This window comes from Arthrobacter sp. B10-11 (genome assembly GCF_033142195.1).
Classification (GTDB): domain Bacteria; phylum Actinomycetota; class Actinomycetes; order Actinomycetales; family Micrococcaceae; genus Arthrobacter; species Arthrobacter oryzae_C.
This window is the reverse complement of record NZ_JAWMTH010000002.1, coordinates 685,071-701,123: the sequence shown is the minus strand read 5'-3', so window position 1 is coordinate 701,123 and position 16,053 is coordinate 685,071. Positions and strand designations below refer to the sequence as shown.

Annotated in this window: 9 protein-coding genes; 8 read left to right on the top strand and 1 reads right to left on the bottom strand. The window is 67.4% G+C overall.

Annotated elements, in window-relative coordinates; all coding sequences use genetic code 11:
* Window positions 1-52 precede the first annotated feature (52 nt).
* The 3 genes from RW112_RS08880 (at window position 53) to RW112_RS08870 (ending at window position 4,453) form a co-directional block, all read left to right on the top strand.
* A complete protein-coding gene (locus RW112_RS08880; RefSeq protein WP_317781389.1) occupies window positions 53-979 on the top strand; it encodes a sugar ABC transporter permease in 927 nt (308 codons plus the stop codon).
* The gene (locus RW112_RS08875; RefSeq protein ID WP_317781388.1) at window positions 976-1,806 is read left to right on the top strand and encodes a carbohydrate ABC transporter permease; all 831 of its coding nucleotides are present in this window, start codon (window positions 976-978) and stop codon (window positions 1,804-1,806) included. Before RW112_RS08880 ends, RW112_RS08875 begins: the two co-directional genes overlap by 4 nt.
* A 64-nt stretch (window positions 1,807-1,870) precedes the next feature.
* Window positions 1,871-4,453, top strand: a complete 2,583-nt coding sequence (locus RW112_RS08870) for a glycoside hydrolase family 78 protein (protein WP_317781387.1) — start codon at window positions 1,871-1,873, stop codon at window positions 4,451-4,453.
* A 91-nt stretch (window positions 4,454-4,544) separates the two neighbouring features.
* On the opposite strand, the gene RW112_RS08865 is transcribed toward RW112_RS08870, so the two are convergent.
* Window positions 4,545-5,234 carry a GntR family transcriptional regulator gene (locus tag RW112_RS08865; protein WP_317781386.1) on the bottom strand — a complete coding sequence of 230 codons (690 nt, stop codon included), beginning with the start codon at window positions 5,232-5,234 and terminating at the stop codon, window positions 4,545-4,547.
* A 106-nt stretch (window positions 5,235-5,340) separates the two neighbouring features.
* On the opposite strand from RW112_RS08865, the gene RW112_RS08860 reads away from it, so the two are divergent.
* The 5 genes from RW112_RS08860 to RW112_RS08840 all read left to right on the top strand — a co-directional run bounded on the left by RW112_RS08860 (window position 5,341) and on the right by RW112_RS08840 (window position 16,046).
* Window positions 5,341-6,099 carry a 5-oxoprolinase subunit PxpA gene (locus tag RW112_RS08860; RefSeq protein WP_317781385.1) on the top strand — a complete coding sequence of 253 codons (759 nt, stop codon included), beginning with the start codon at window positions 5,341-5,343 and terminating at the stop codon, window positions 6,097-6,099.
* A 25-nt stretch (window positions 6,100-6,124) separates the two neighbouring features.
* On the top strand, window positions 6,125-7,462 hold the full coding sequence (locus RW112_RS08855) for an MFS transporter (RefSeq protein WP_317781384.1): 1,338 nt from the start codon (window positions 6,125-6,127) through the stop codon (window positions 7,460-7,462).
* A 58-nt stretch (window positions 7,463-7,520) separates the two neighbouring features.
* Window positions 7,521-9,239, top strand: coding sequence for a 5-oxoprolinase/urea amidolyase family protein (locus tag RW112_RS08850; protein WP_317781383.1), 1,719 nt, complete (start codon window positions 7,521-7,523; stop codon window positions 9,237-9,239).
* On the top strand, window positions 9,239-11,002 hold the full coding sequence (locus RW112_RS08845; RefSeq protein WP_317781382.1) for an acetyl/propionyl/methylcrotonyl-CoA carboxylase subunit alpha: 1,764 nt from the start codon (window positions 9,239-9,241) through the stop codon (window positions 11,000-11,002). The genes RW112_RS08850 and RW112_RS08845 overlap by 1 nt, the downstream gene beginning before the upstream one ends.
* Window positions 11,003-11,165: 163 nt before the next feature.
* The gene (locus RW112_RS08840) at window positions 11,166-16,046 is read left to right on the top strand and encodes an NAD-glutamate dehydrogenase (protein WP_317781381.1); all 4,881 of its coding nucleotides are present in this window, start codon (window positions 11,166-11,168) and stop codon (window positions 16,044-16,046) included.
* Window positions 16,047-16,053 lie beyond the last annotated feature (7 nt).

The window sequence follows — 16,053 nt, the reverse complement described above, 5'->3', positions numbered from 1 at the left end:
CCACGCCGTCCGGGCCGCGCTCCGGCCCGGACGGCACTATGGAGACACTCACATGACAACCAACACCACAGTGGCCGTTCCGGCCAAGCGGTCCCTGGACGCCGCAGCTCCCAAAAGGAGCAAGGGCAAGTCGGCCTATCCGTACTGGTTCTACCTGCCTGCCGCCGTCGTTTACACGGTTCTGTTCCTCGTTCCCACCTTTGCCTCGTTCTTCTTCAGCTTCACCCGCTGGAACCTTACGGAGTTCACCTGGATCGGGATGGACAACTTCGTCCAGTTCTTCTCTGAGCCGGCGCTACTCAAAGGGCTGACCAACACCTTCATCTACGGTGTGGTCACTTCCGGCCTCAAGGTCATCCTCGGAATGCTCCTGGCTGTGCTGCTGACATCGCAGATCATCGCCCGCGGCTACCTTCGCTCCGTCATATTCTTCCCGGTGCTCCTGAGCAGCATCGGCGTTGGGATCGTCTTCACCGTGCTGATGGACCCGTCCAGGGGAATGATCAACGAGGCCCTGGCCGTCGTCGGCATTGAAGGACCCAAATGGCTCACCGACCCCGCCTGGGCACTCATGTCAGTGGCGTTCGTGGATGTCTGGAAGGGCGTCGGCCTGGCAACGGTGATCTTCATCGCCGGCATTGTCTCCATACCGTCCGAGTATTTTGAGGCCGCCAAAATGGACGGCGCCAGTTCGTTCAAATGCTTCTGGAACATCACTGTGCCGCTGGCCCGACCGGCCACCGCTACCGTGATCATCCTCTCCCTCATCGGCGGCCTGCGTTCCTTCGACCTGATCTGGGCCATGACCAAGGGCGGCCCCGGGTTCACCTCCGACGTGATCGCCTCCGTGATCTACAAGCAGTACCAGGCAGGCTTCTACGGACTGTCCACCGCCGGAAACGTGGTCCTGTTCCTGATTGTCACCGCCATCATCGTGCCCCTGTCCATGTTCCTGAACCGCAAGGAGGTGGAAGCATGACCGCCGCCCTGAAGCGCTATGGCCTGGGCATACTGGCCATCAGCGTCACTATCGTCATCTTCGTCATCCCGCTGCTCTTTATGGCTTTGACCGCCATGAAGGACCGCAGGGAGGCAAACCGGCTCGAATTCTCCTGGCCCACCAACTTCGCACTGGTTGAGAACTTCCAGGAAGTCCTGTCCGCCCGCCGCTTCATGTTGGTCACCGCCTTCATCAACAGCACCATCCTCACCGTGGCCAGCGTCGCCATCATGGTGATCCTCGCGGCGATGGTGGCATGGGTCCTGCAGCGCCGGCGGAGCCGGTGGAACCCGCTGATCAACTTCCTGATCCTGTCCGGCCTCATCATCCCGCCTGCTGTCGTCCCCACCATCTGGGTCCTGCAGGGACTGGGGCTCTTCAAGACCCTGCCCGGCCTGATCCTGATCGAAGTGGCCTTCGGCCTGTCGTTTTGCATCATGCTCTTCCGGGCATTTATCTCCACGATCCCGCGGGAACTGGACGAGGCCGCGGTCATCGATGGCTGCGGGCCCGTGCGGCTGTTCTTCCGCGTGATTTTCCCGCTGCTGCGCTCCGTCATCGTCACCGTGATCGTGGTTCAGTCCGTGGCAGTGTTCAACGACTTCCAGCACCCGCTGTACTTCCTGCCAGGCGATGCGAACGCCACCGTGCAACTGACGCTGTTCAATTTCCAGAGCCAGTTCACCACCGCATACAACCTGCTCTTCATGAACATCCTGCTGATCACCATCCCTCCGCTGGTCATGTACCTGTTCTTCAACCGCCAGATCGTCGCCGGTATGACGGCCGGAGCCGTCAAGGGCTGACGGCCCGCCACTCAAGACCCGAGCCGGGACGCTGCCGTCCGGCGCCTAACAAGGAGATACTTCTATGCCCACCACAGTCCAGGCGGTAACTTTCGAGCACCTGCCCCAGGCCCTCGGGATCGGGACCCCCGTTCCCCGGATCTCGTGGAAAACGAAAGCCGAACCCGGCTGGACGCAACAGGCGTACGAGGTGTCCGTCACCACATCCGCCGATGCGTGGACGAGCGAACGGATTGCCTCCGGCGACTCGGTACTCGTCCCCTGGCCGGGCCAGCCCCTCGGGTCGGCCCAGCGCGCCGAAGTGCGTATCCGGGTGTGGGGCGCAGGCGAGGAGGAGCCAACTGAATGGAGCCTTGCTGCGCCCGTGGAGACCGGGCTGTTGGACGCCTCCGACTGGACTGCCACGGCGGTTTCCCCCGGCTGGGATGAGGACCCCGACGCCGACCGCCGGCCTCCCCTGTTGCGCCGGAGCTTCATGCTTCCCCGCCCGGTGGTCTCCGCCCGCCTGTACGTGACGGCGCACGGCCTCTACGAAATGGAGATCAACGGCGCCCGCGTGGGCGACGATGCCCTCTCACCGGGGTGGACGGTCTACGGCAAGCGGCTGCGGTACTACACCTACGACGTCACGGACCACGTGGAACAGGGCGAAAATGCGATCGGCGCCTGGCTGGGGGACGGCTGGTTCCGGGGCCGCATCGGATTCCAGGGCGGGCATGCAAACATCTACGGTGAAAAGCTGGCGCTGCTTGCGCAGCTGCAGGTAACCCACGATGACGGCTCCACCACAGTCGTCGGCACCGACGGTGGCTGGAAGGCCGCCTTTGGCCCGATCCTGTTGTCCAGCCTCTACAAGGGGGAGAGCTACGACGCGCGCCAGCTGCCCCAGGGATGGAGCAGTCCCGGCTTCGACGACGGCGGCTGGCAGTCCGTCGTCGGCGTCGAGCGTGACCCCCGTACTCTCGTGGCGCCCGAAGGGCCGCCCGTCCGCTGTACCGGCGAAGTCCGGCCCGTGCGGGTGTGGGAGTCGCCGTCCGGAAAGACCTTGCTCGATTTCGGGCAGAACCTTGTGGGCAAGCTCCGGGTAACCGTTCAGGGTGAGGAAGGCGCCGTGGTGACCCTGCGGCATGCGGAGGTCCTTCAGGACGGCGAGCTCTACACCCGTCCCCTGCGCGGGGCCGACGCTACGGATGCCTACACCCTGGGCGGCGGGGAAACTGAAACGTGGGAACCCCGCTTCACGATCCACGGCTTCCGCTACGCCGAGATAACCGGATGGCGCGGCGGGAACGTCGCTGAGAACGTCGTGGCCTGCGTCTATCACACGGACATGGAACGCACGGGCTGGTTTGAGTGTTCGAATGCGGACCTCAACCGGCTGCACGACAACGTGCTGTGGAGCATGAAGGGCAACTTCGTCGACATCCCGACCGACTGCCCGCAACGCGACGAGCGCCTTGGCTGGACGGGGGATATCCAGGTTTTCGCCCCCACCGCGAGCTTCCTCTACGACTGCTCCGGCATGCTGGCCTCCTGGTTGAAGGATGTAGCGGCCGAGCAGCTTCCTGATGGCACGGTGCCCTGGTACGTGCCGGTCATCCCCGGCGGCAACTACTGGAGCCCCATCCGTCCCGGCGCGGTGTGGGGTGACGTCGCCGTGCTCACGCCCTGGATACTTTATGAACGCTTCAACGACGCGAAAATCCTGGCTGACCAATATGAAAGCGCCAAGGCCTGGGTGGACCTGATAGACCGCCTCGCCGGCAGCGGCCACCTGTGGAACACGGGATTCCAGCTGGGAGACTGGCTGGATCCCACCGCACCGCCCGAGGATCCCACCCAGGCGATGACGGACAAGCACCTCGTTGCCACTGCCTATTTCGCCTGGTCCGCCCGGCATCTGGCGAAGTCGGCCGCGGTATTGGGAAAGACCGACGACGAGCTTCGCTACCTGGAACTCAGCCGTGCGGTGGAAGTGGCTTTCGCCCGTGAATATATCCATGGCGACGGCCGCATGACCAGCGACGCACAGACTGCCTATGCCCTGGCGATCGCGTTCGGGCTGTTCCCCGACGACGACGCCAGGCAGCGGGCCGGGCGGCGCCTCGCCCGGCTGGTGCACGACGGTGGAAACAGGATCGGGACAGGCTTCGCCGGCACTCCCGTGGTCTCGGACGCACTCACGGCGGCAGGGGAGCTGGAAACGGCCTACAATCTCCTGCTCGAGAAAGAGTGCCCCTCCTGGCTGTACGCGGTGGCGCAGGGCGGCACCACCATCTGGGAGCGTTGGGATTCCATGCTTCCGGACGGCTCCATCAACCCCGGCGAGATGACGTCCTTCAACCACTACGCACTGGGTGCGGTGGCGGACTGGATGCACCGCGTGGTGGCCGGAATTGCTCCGCTGGAGCCCGGGTACCGGCGGATCCTGTTCCGTCCGCAGCCCGGGGGAGGGCTCACGTCAGCCTCCGCCCGGCACGAGACGCCCTACGGGATGGCGTCGATCGCGTGGCAGCGGAATGGCGCGGGCTACACGGTGGAGATCGAAGTACCCACCGGCGCTACAGCCCGGGTCGAGTTGCCCGGGCAGGAACCCCGGGACGTCGGATCCGGAACGTTCGACTATTCAGTGGCCCCTGTGAGCTAGGGGCCGGCTGTCCCGCTGGCGGGCGGTTATGGAGCAGGGGCGGCACCACCGTGGGTGGGGCCGCCCCTGCCCGTATGTCAGGGCCGCGTCCTCATTCCCCGTGGACTTCGGCCTGCTTTGCCTCGGAACGGTCCAGGTAGGCCAGCAGCAGCTCGGCGGCCCGTTCGGGTTCGCCGGCCTCGAGGGCCTCGCAGATCTCCTCGTTGTCCTTGAGGTAGCCGCTGTAGAAGTTGGCATCCATCGTGGCTTTGTGGAAGAACAGCCGCATCTCTGCCAGGACCTGGGACATGATCGTGTTCAGCCGGCGGCTGCCGGCCAATGCGACGATCGCCCTGTGAAAGTGCTGGTTGGCGGTACCCAGCCCCTCGTCGTCGTTCGCTGCTGCGGCGATCTTGCCTTCCTCCACCGCCGCCCGCACGGCTGCCACTGCCTCCGGGCTGCCCCCGCCACGGATGGCGCTGACTTCGATGGTCCGGCGGACGGTGTAGACGTCGTGGATATCGCCGGGCTCAAGGCTCGCCACAAAAACCCCCCGGTTGGGGTGCCGCACCACCAGCCGTTCGCTGGCCAGCTCGGCAAAGGCCTCGCGCACCGTGTTCCGGGAGACGCCGAGGTCCTCGGCAATGGTGGATTCGGTCAGGCGTGTGCCGGGGAGCAGAATTCCTTCGGCCAGCTGCAGGCGCAACTCATCTGCCACCCTGTCCGCCACCGAGGGCATCGCAACACGCAGCCTCGCGGCGGCGGCGGACGTGCCCTGAACTGCTGCTTCGGAAATGGCCATACTCCAGAATTTACACGATCGTCACATCGTTGAATCGAAGGATTGTTGAACAATCGCTAAATTTGGTGCATCCTAGTAGGAGGAACCCGATGAGACGAGGATCACAATGGTGTACATGGACCTGAACAGCGACGTAGGCGAGTCCTTCGGCCGCTGGACCCTGGGCGACGACACGGCAATGTTCCAGTCCGTGTCCAGCGCCAACGTGGCCTGCGGTTTCCACGCCGGCGATCCCACGGTCATCCGCCGCACCTGCCGCGAAGCCGTGCAGGCCGGCGTCATGATCGGCGCCCACGTGGGCTACCGTGACCTCTCCGGCTTCGGCCGCCGCTTCGTGGACATCGACCCCAACGAACTGGCTGACGACATCGTCTACCAGATCGGCGCGCTGCAGGCTCTGGCCGCCACCGAAGGCGGCCGCGTCCGCTACGTCAAGCCGCACGGCGGCCTGTACAACGCGATCGTTTCCCACACCGCACAGGCACGCGCCGTCGTCGACGCCGTCAAGTCGATCGACGCCGGCCTCCCGATCCTGGGACTGCCCGGCTCGGAAGTGCTGCGGCTGGCCGAGGCCGCCGGACTCCGGGCCGTCTCCGAAGCCTTCGCCGACCGCGCCTACAACCCCGACGGCACGCTCGTCTCCCGCTCGCTCCCCGGAGCCGTCCTGCATGACCCGGCCCGCGTGGCCGAACACGTGCTGCGCATGGCCACCGACTCAGCCATCCGCACCGTGGACGGCTCCATCCTGAAAATCAACGCAGACAGCATCTGCGTCCACGGCGATTCCCCCGGAGCCGTTGCCATGGCTGTCGCAGTCAAGGCTGCGCTTTCCGACGCCGGAATCACCATCAGGGCTTTCGCCTAAACCGCATTCGCTTAAGGACAAAACCATGACGACACACCACACGGCCGCCCGCTCCGGCCGAAAGATCCCGCCCGGAGCCGTGAAGGCCTACATCGCCAGCCTCACCGGCACCTCGCTGGAGTACTACGACTTCGCCATCTACTCGGTGGCCTCCGCCCTGGTCTTCCCCAAGATCTTCTTCCCGGGCAATGACGAGTTCGTAGGACTCCTCCTCTCCTTCTCCGCCTTCGCCGTGGGCTACCTGGCACGCCCCATCGGCGGCGTGGTCTTCGGCCGCCTCGGTGACAAGATCGGCCGCAAGCACGTCCTGGTGGTCACCCTGATGCTGATCGGCGTCGCCACGGTGCTGATCGGCCTGCTGCCTGACTACTCCGTGATCGGAGTGGCAGCCCCCGCCATCCTGGTGCTCCTGCGCCTGGCCCAGGGCATCGGCGTCGGCGGCGAATGGGGCGGTGCCGTCCTGCTCTCCAGTGAATTCGGTGACGCCAACAAGCGCGGCTTCTGGTCCTCCGCCGCCCAGATCGGCCCGCCCGCCGGCAACCTGATGGCCAACGGCGTCCTGGCACTCCTTGCCGCAACCCTCAGCACCGAAGCCTTCCTCTCCTGGGGCTGGCGCGTAGCCTTCCTGGCCTCCGCACTGCTGGTTGTCTTCGGCCTGGTCATCCGCCTCAAGCTTGAGGAAACCCCCGTGTTCAAGGCCATCGCGGCCCACGGTGAACAGCCCAAGGCACCCATCACCGAGGTGTTCCGCAAGGAACCCCGCGCCCTCGTGGCAGCTGCCCTGTCCCGCGTCTGCCCCGACATCCTCTACGCACTGTTCACCGTTTTCGTGGCCGTTTACGCCACCAAGGAACTCGGCATGACCACGGGCAACGTCCTTACCGCCATCCTCATCGGCTCGGCGTTCCAGCTGTTCCTGATCCCGCTGGCCGGCGCCGTCACGGACCGCTTCAACCGCCGCCTCGTCTACGGCATCGCCGCGGTGGGCACGGCACTCTACATTCCGGTGTTCTTCCTCATGATCGAGGGCAAGTCCGTGCTGATGCTGACCGTCGGCGTAGTGATCGGCCTGGCGTTCCACGCCTTCATGTACGGCCCGCAGGCCGCCTACATCACCGAGCAGTTCCCGGCCCGGCTGCGCTACGCCGGCAGCTCGCTTGCCTACACCCTGGCCGGCGTGATCGGCGGCGCCGTGGCACCCCTGATCTTCACCGCCCTCTACGCGGCCTCCGGTGACTGGTTCCTGATCGCCGCTTACCTCCTGGTGGCCTCCGCCGTCACGGTGGTGGGCCTGACCCTCGGCCGGAACCCGCAGACCGCTGAAGAAGAGCGCCTCCTGCACGACGTTCCCGCCACAGCCTGAGGTCCGAAACCGTCCACCAGACCACCAGCAACGAGCAAACAAATTGATTGAGGCAGCCATGGAAACCCTGAGCGTGCACAAGGTCCTTTCGGTGCGGCCCGTGGGAACGCGCGCGGTGCTCGCGGAGCTCACCGGAACGCAGGACGTCCTCGCCCTGCAGACCCTGCTCCTGGAATCGCCGCTGCCGGGCCAGACGGACGTGCTGGCGGCCGCAGAGACCGTGATGGTCCGCGCGGACTCACCGGCGGCCGCCCGCCGCATGGCCGCGCTCCTGCTGGAACTGGACCTCACCGCTCCCGCCACCCGGGACGGCGGCCTGGTGTACATCGATACCGTGTACGACGGCGAGGACCTCGCCGAAGTGGGGCGGCTCACCGGTCTGGGAATTGACGGCGTTATCGAAGCCCATTCCCGCCAGGTCTGGACGGTGGCTTTCGCAGGTTTCGCACCGGGGTTCGGCTACATGGTGGGGGAGAACAAGGTACTGGAAGTTCCGCGCCGCAGCTCGCCCCGCACCGCCGTTCCCGCGGGATCGGTGGCGCTGGCAGGCAACTATTCAGCGGTGTACCCGCGCAGGTCCCCGGGCGGCTGGCAGCTGATCGGCCGGACCGGGGCCCGCATGTGGGACCTCAGCCGGGCCGAACCCGCTCTCGCCAGCCCCGGCCATCGCGTCCAGTTCCGGGCCGTCCGCGATGTGGTGACCATGGCACCGGAGCACGACGCGTCCGGAACGGCGCCCGGCGCCGGGCAACTCGCCGGGATTCCTGACCGGGAAACTGCCTCCGGGCTGCGGATCGTTTCACCAGGGCTGCAGAGCCTCATCCAGGACCTCGGCCGGCACGGCCACTCCGCCCTGGGCGTCTCTGCCGCCGGTGCGCTGGACAGGGCCTCGCTGCGTCGCGCCAACCGGCTGGTGGGCAACAGCCCGTCCGCCGCGGCCATCGAAACGGTGGCCGGCGGACTCCGGGTCCAGGCTGCCGGCGACCAGGTCCTGGCCGTTGCCGGGGCGCCGTCGGCACTGACTATTGACTCGCCGTCAGACGCTGAATCCGACGCCGATACCGGCGCCGCCTCGGGCACTGCCCAGCGCAGGCGCACCGTTCCCATGGCCACCCCGTTTGCCCTGCTCGACGGCGAAATCCTTACCATTGGTGCGCCGGAAGCCGGCTTCCGCAGCTACCTCGCCGTCCGCGGCGGAGTGGACGCCCCGGCGGTGCTGGGCAGCCGTTCCACGGACACCATGTCCGGCATCGGCCCCGCGCCTCTGGCCCCGGGGCAGCTGCTGGCAGCCGGCGACGTCACCGAGTCCGGTGTCGTCGGCAGTCCGGAACTGCAGCCGGACTTCCCCGGTACCGGGGTCACAGTGCTGGACATCGTGCCCGGCCCGCGGGCCGACTGGTTCGACGAGGCCGCCCTTGAGTCCCTGTGCGGACAGGACTGGGTGGTAAAGCCTCAGTCCAACCGCGTGGGCATGCGGCTGGACGGCACGCCGCTCCAGCGCAGCCGCCAGGGCGAACTGCCCAGCGAAGGCACCGTTGCGGGCGCCATCCAGGTCCCGCCGGAAGGACTTCCCGTGCTCTTCCTGGCGGACCATCCCATCACGGGCGGCTACCCGGTGATCGGCGTGGTGGTGGACCACCAGCTGGACCTTGCCGCCCAGGTGCCGATCGGCGGCAGCATCCGCTTCCGCCGTGTTGCCGGGCAAGCGTCGGCCGGACCGAATTCCGCTGAACAAAATGCCCCTGAACAGACTTCCCCAGACAAAGTGAGTAACTAATGCGCAAGGTCCTGATCGCCAACCGTGGTGAGATCGCCGTCCGGATTGCCCGAGCCTGCGACGACGCCGGGCTGGAGTCCGTCGCCGTGTATGCGGACATCGATGCCGATGCCATGCACGCCGGTGCTGCCAGCGAGGCCTTCAGCCTGGACGGGAACTCCCCGGCAGACACGTACCTGAACATCCCCAAGCTGCTCGACGTGGCTGCCAGGTCAGGTGCCGACGCCGTCCACCCCGGCTATGGCTTCCTCTCCGAGAACGCCGACTTTGCCCAGGCCGTCCTGGACGCCGGACTTGCGTGGATCGGCCCGTCGCCGGAGGCCATCCGTCAGCTCGGCAACAAGATCACGGCCCGCGAGATCGCCGTCCGCGCGGGGGCTCCGCTGGTGGCCGGCAGTGACGGTCCCGTGGATTCTGCAGCGGAAGCCCGCGCCTTCGCTGAGCAGCACGGCCTGCCCATCGCCATCAAGGCGGCCTTCGGCGGCGGCGGCCGCGGCCTGAAAGTGGTCCGCGCGCTGGACGAAGTGGAGGAAGCCTTCGACTCCGCCGTCCGTGAGGCCGTGGCAGCCTTCGGCCGCGGCGAATGCTTCGTGGAGCGCTATCTGGACCGCCCGCGCCACGTCGAGGCGCAGGTGCTGGCGGACACCCACGGCAACGTGGTGGTGGTGGGAACCCGCGACTGCTCCCTGCAGCGCCGGCACCAGAAGCTGGTGGAGGAGGCGCCCGCCCCGTTCCTCAGCGACGGCCAGCGCCAACAGATTTACGACGCCGCCAAGGCAGTCTGCCGGGAAGCCGGCTATTCCGGCGCCGGCACCGTGGAGTTCCTCGTGGCAGCGGACGGCACCGTGGCATTCCTGGAGGTCAACACGCGCCTGCAGGTGGAGCACCCCATCACCGAGGAAACCACGGGGATCGACCTGGTCCAGGAGCAGTTGCGGATCGCTGCCGGGGAAACCCTGCGCATCACGGCGGACCCGGAGCCCCGCGGCCACTCCTTCGAATTCCGGCTCAACGCCGAGGATGTGGGACGCGGTTTCCTGCCCTCGCCGGGGACCATCGCCGAATTCCGCGGCCCCACCGGCCCGGGCATCCGCCTGGACACCGGCGTCCGCCCGGGGTCCTTTGTGGCCCCGCAGTTCGACTCGCTGCTGGCCAAGCTGATCGTCACCGGCGCGGACCGCCAGCAGGCGCTGCGCCGGGCACGCCGGGCACTCGCCGAGATGGAGATCACCGGGGTGGCCACCGTGCTGCCTTTCCACCGCGCGGTCCTGGAGTCGCCGGACTTCACCTCCGAGGCCGGCCTGGGCATCCACACCCGCTGGATCGAAACCGACTTCGCGGACCGGATCCCGGCTGACCCCGGCTACAGCACCGCCGCCCCCGACGGCGAACGCCTCACCATCACGGTGGACGTGGACGGCCGCCGCATGGCTGTGGGGTTGCCCGCTGACCTGCTGGACGGCTGGGCCAGGTCGGGCGGAGGACTCCCTGCCGGCGTTTCGGTAAATGCCGACGGCGGCCCTGCCGGGTCGGGCGCCGAGGCCGCCCACCCGGGGGAGCTCCGCTCGGACATGGCCGGAACCGTCGTGAAGTGGCTCGTGGAGCCGGGCGCCGAAGTGTCGGCGGGGGACGCCGTCGTCGTTCTTGAGGCGATGAAGATGGAAACGCAGGTGGCCGCCCACCGCGACGGGACGGTCACGGACCTCCGCACCCAAGCCGGAGGCGTGGTCGCTGCGGGAGCGGTGCTGGCACTGATCGGGTAGTCGCGGCCGGAGGGGCGCAATGCCGTGGTCCGTGTCGGGCGCTCGGCATACACCCGCGGACGCTGGACGTGCCCCCGGTAGGCGGCCATGATGAAAACATGCGCGGTTGCCGATTCACCGGCGCCGGTTGCGGCGGGGCTCCGCGCACTGGAGGCGCAGTGGCATGGCACACAAAACCGGGTCCGTGAGGCACGCCCAGGACGGCGGGAAATTTGAGCCGGACGGGCAGTTCCTGGCCGCGTACTATGCCCATGTCGCCGCCGAGGACCTTCAGAACTACGCGCCGGAGACCCTCCGCAGCAGGGCGATGCACCACCTGACCGTGGCGACGTCGCGCGCACCGGGGGAGGCCGCCGTCGGAATCTTCAACGAACCGGATGCGCGCATCATTGAAGTGGCCGCTGAAGACATGCCGTACCTGGTCCAGTCCCTCACGGCAGAGCTCACGCGCGACGACGCCACAATCCGCCTGCTGGTGCATCCGGTGTTTGAGGTGCGTCGCGATCCCGTCTCCAACGTGCTGTTGGAGGTCCGGCCCGGGCCCGCGAGGGAAGGGCTCACTGTCGGGCCTGCACACGGAGAGGGCGGAGATGCGGACGTGCCGGTCGGAGTGCCCGGCACTGCGAAGCGGCAGCCCGAGGCGTGGGTGGCGGTGGAAATCGGCAGGATGCCGGACGAGCCGTCCGGCGAGGCGCTCGCGAAAAGGCTGAAAGCGGTGCTGGCCGATGTCCGTGCCTGTGCCGAAGACGCACCGGAAATGGACCGCAGATTTGCCGACGCCGTCGCTGCCGCGGGCACCGTTCCGCCGGCAATGGTTCCGCCGGCCGGGCAGCTGCGCGAGCTTCTGGGCTGGCTGGGGGACGGCAATTTCATCCTGCTCGGCTACTGCGAGTATGAACCCACGACGGCGGACGGCCAGGAGATCACTCCGCGCCCCGGCTCTGCGCTGGGTCTGTTACGGCACCGGCCGGCGGCCGGCGTCCACCGCGGACACGGAGGGGAGGTGCGGATGCCGTGGCCGAACGCGTGCACCCTCGCGACCTCGGACCTCCGGTCCACCGTGCTGCGGGCCTCCTACCTGGACGAACTGCGCCTGCAGCTGCTGGACGGTGACGGTGCCGTCGTCGGGGAACGGCGGTTCGTGGGGCTGTTCACGCCGGGTGCGGCCCACCAGTCCGTGCGCCGGATCCCGGTGATCCGTGAAAAGGCCCGGATGGTCCGGGAACGGCTGGGACTCCAGCCGAGGTCGCACCGGGCCAAGGACCTTGTGGCTGTCCTCGAGTCCTTCCCGCGCGACGAGCTCTTCCATGTCGGCATCGACGACCTCACCCGGCTGGCGTCCGAGATCCTGCGGGCCGAAGAACTCCGCCGCCCCCGCCTGTTCCTCCGCCCGGACAGCTTCGGCAGGTTCATGTCCGCCCTCGTCTTCTTCCCCCGCCGGCGGTACAGCACGGCGGTGAGGCTGCTGATGGAGCAGGAACTCAAGGCCGCCTTCCACGCGGAGGCCATCGACTTCGAGGTACGGCTCACCGATTCCCCCATGGCGCGCATCTTCTTCCGCATCCTGCTCACCGGTACTGCCTCGTCCGCGCCGGACGTCCCGGGGCCCGGCGTCGGCCCCGCACAGCTGGAGCGGCGCTTGATCTCAGCCACGCGCTCGTGGACGGAAGGGCTGGAGGAGGCTGTCCGGGAGCATTTCCCGGCATCAGAGGCTGCCCGGCTCACCGCCCTCTGGTCCGACGCTTTTCCGCCAAGCTACCGGGCAGACCATGAGGCGGAAACCGCACTTCAGGACATCATCAATTTCGAATCCTTCGACCTGGACGGCGCAGGCGGCCGGCCGGCCGGCAACCCGTTGCTCACCGTCCATTGGCCGGGAGAAACTTCTTCGCCGGGCAAGGACGCCAGGCTCCGCCTCTACCTGACCCGGCCGCGCAGCCTCACCCAGATCCTGCCGCTGCTGCACAACCTGGGGCTCGACGTCCTGGACCAGAGGCCGTTTGAAATCAGGCGCGGGACGGGCAGCAAACTGTACCTCTACGATCTGGGCGTGAACTATCCCCCCGGCGTGGACCCGGCCGCCACGAGCGGACTGCTCGCAGATGCTTTCGTCGCCGCCATGCGCGGGGACGTCGAGTCGGACCGGATCAACACCCTGGTCATCCGCGAGGGCGTGGACTGGCGGCAGGCCTCCATCCTGCGGAGCTACGCGAAATACCTCCAGCAGCTGGGGAGCGCCAACTCCTACGGCTTCATCGCGGACACCCTGACGGCCAATGTTCGGGCAACACATGCGCTGCTTGCCTTGTTCCACGCCAGGTTCGACCCCGAACTGGATGCCCGGCGCAGGTTCCGGAACACAGCCGCCGCCCGGGCAGAGCTGCTGTCCGCAATTGACGAGATCCCGGTCCTCGACGCCGACCGGATGCTGCGTACGTTCATGAACCTGGTGGAAGCCACGGTGCGCACCAACTTCTACCAGGACAAGCCGCACCTCAGCTTCAAACTGAATCCCGCGGCCATCTCCGCCGCCCCGTTTCCCCGGCCGAAATACGAGATCTGGGTCTATTCGCCGCGGGTGGAAGGCGTCCACCTCCGGTTCGGGGAGCTCGCCCGCGGCGGCCTGCGCTGGTCCGACCGGAGCGAGGATTTCCGGACGGAAGTCCTGGGGCTGGTCAAGGCGCAGAACGTGAAAAACTCCGTCATCGTGCCCACCGGCGCCAAAGGCGGTTTCTACCCGAAACAGCTGCCGGACCCGGCAGTCCACCGGGACGGCTGGCTCGCCGAGGGGCTGGAGTGCTACCGCACCTTCATCAAGGGCCTGCTGGACCTGACCGACAACCTGGTCACCACGGCCACGGAGCAGGCAGTAGTGGCTCCGCCCCGCGTGGTGCGCCACGACGGTGACGACTACTACCTCGTGGTGGCCGCGGACAAGGGCACCGCGTCCTTTTCCGATGCAGCCAACGCCGTGGCCCTGGAGTACGGCTACTGGCTGGGGGACGCCTTCGCCTCCGGCGGATCGGTGGGGTACGACCACAAGGAGATGGGCATTACCGCGCGCGGCGCCTGGGAATCGGTGACCCACCATTTCCGCGAACTCGGCATCGACCCGCAGCGCGAGGAGTTCACCGTGGCAGGCGTGGGGGACATGAGCGGGGACGTCTTCGGGAACGGGATGCTGCTCTCGCCGCACATCAGGCTTGTGGCGGCCTTCGACCACCGGCACATCTTCCTCGATCCCGCGCCCGACGCCGCGGCCTCCTTTGAAGAACGACGCCGGCTCTTCAACCTGCCGCGCTCTTCCTGGGAGGACTACGACCCGTCCCTCATCAGCGAGGGCGGCGGCGTCCACTCCAGGCGCGCCAAGGCGATCAGCATCACCGAACAGGTCCGGACCTGCCTGGGCCTGCAGCCCGGAACCGCGGCTCTTCCGCCCCATGCCCTGCTTCAGGCCATCCTGCGGGCGCCCGTGGACCTGCTCTACAACGGCGGCATCGGCACGTACATCAAGGCGTCCTCGGAGAGCCACGCGGACGTGGGCGACAAGGCGAACGACCCGATCAGGATCAACGGCAGCGAAGTGCGCGCACGGGTCGTGGCCGAAGGCGGAAACCTCGGCGTCACCCAGCGCGGCCGCATCGAAGCCGCGCTCGCCGGTGTCCTTCTCAACACCGATGCGATCGACAACTCTGCCGGTGTGGACTGCTCCGACCATGAGGTCAACATCAAGATCTTCGTGGACCGGATGATTGCGACAGGGCGGATGCCGGCCACGGAACGCACCGCCTTCCTGCAGTCCCTGGTGGACGACGTGGCCCGCCAGGTGCTGGCCAACAACGCGGACCAGAACGTCCTCCTGTTCAATGACCGGCATCTCGTCCTCGAATGGAGTCCCGGCTTCCAGCGGACCATCGAGTGGCTGGAAACCGCCACGGACCTGGACCGCGAGCTGGAGGCTTTGCCCGGCACCGAACAGATTGAGGAACGCGTGCGGCAAGGACAGGGACTGACCACCCCGGAACTGGCCGTGCTCGCCGCCTACGCGAAGACGGAACTGGCCAGGGAACTGACGGCCAGCGACCTCGCCGACGATCCGTGGTTCAAACGGGTCCTTCGCGGCTATTTCCCGCCCCGGCTCGCTGAGCGTTTCGACGCGGAGCTCGATGCACATCCCCTGCGCAAACAGATTGTGTGCACCGTGCTGGCCAACGACATGATCAACCTGGGCGGGATCACGTACGCCTTCCGGGCCATCGAAGAAACCACGGCCACCCCCGCAGCGGTGGCCAGGGCCTTCGTCGTCGCCCGCGAGGCCTACGACCTGCCGTGGATCACGCGCAAGCTGGCAGCCCTGCCGCCAGAGTTCCCCAGCGAACACTCCGCCGGAGTGGCCATCCACATGCGCCGGGTCCTGGACCGGGCAACACGCTGGTACGTCACCCATGACCACCGAGACCAGCCTGTCACCGAGGCGCTGGCACGGATCATGCCCACCATGGAGCTGCTGCGGACACGGACAGCCGACTACCTGCGCGGCTCCGACCTTGACCGCGTGCAGGACCGCCTGGCCCACTGGGACGCCGTCCGGCTCCCGCACGACCTGGGCGCGCGGGCGGCGGACATGCTGGAAAGTTTCGGGCTGCTGGACATCTCACTCGTGGCCGGGCAGACCGCCGAGCCGATCGAGGTGACCGCGGACCTCTACTACGCAGTCTTCCAGCGCATCGGCGCCGCCAGCCTGCTGCTGCGCATCACCGACCTCCCCAGGCAGAGCAGGTGGGAAACCCTTGCCCGCGCCGCCCTGCGCGACGACGTCTATTCTGCCGTGGCGGACATGACTGTCTCCGTGATGCAGATGACCCCGGTGAGCGACCCCGGCCAGTCCGATTCGGTGGAGCGCATCGTGGCGTGGGAGCGCGGGCACCAGGAACAGCTGGCCAGGATCAAGGACACCCTCGCCGAGGTGACCAAACCGGGGCAGGTGGACATCGCCTCGATCTCCGTGGCGCTGAAACTGCTCCGGACCCTGGTGCGGCAATAGGAACTCT

What these genes read in the sequence shown, in the direction of transcription:
- RW112_RS08850 (WP_317781383.1), top strand. Translation starts at nt 7,521, where the DNA reads ATGGAAACCCTGAGCGTGCACAAGGTCCTTTCGGTGCGGCCCGTGGGA.
- RW112_RS08865 (WP_317781386.1), bottom strand. Translation starts at nt 5,234, where the DNA reads ATGGCCATTTCCGAAGCAGCAGTTCAGGGCACGTCCGCCGCCGCCGCG.
- RW112_RS08845 (WP_317781382.1), top strand. Translation starts at nt 9,239, where the DNA reads ATGCGCAAGGTCCTGATCGCCAACCGTGGTGAGATCGCCGTCCGGATT.
- RW112_RS08875 (WP_317781388.1), top strand. Translation starts at nt 976, where the DNA reads ATGACCGCCGCCCTGAAGCGCTATGGCCTGGGCATACTGGCCATCAGC.
- RW112_RS08855 (WP_317781384.1), top strand. Translation starts at nt 6,125, where the DNA reads ATGACGACACACCACACGGCCGCCCGCTCCGGCCGAAAGATCCCGCCC.
- RW112_RS08840 (WP_317781381.1), top strand. Translation starts at nt 11,166, where the DNA reads ATGGCACACAAAACCGGGTCCGTGAGGCACGCCCAGGACGGCGGGAAA.
- RW112_RS08870 (WP_317781387.1), top strand. Translation starts at nt 1,871, where the DNA reads ATGCCCACCACAGTCCAGGCGGTAACTTTCGAGCACCTGCCCCAGGCC.
- RW112_RS08880 (WP_317781389.1), top strand. Translation starts at nt 53, where the DNA reads ATGACAACCAACACCACAGTGGCCGTTCCGGCCAAGCGGTCCCTGGAC.
- RW112_RS08860 (WP_317781385.1), top strand. Translation starts at nt 5,341, where the DNA reads ATGGTGTACATGGACCTGAACAGCGACGTAGGCGAGTCCTTCGGCCGC.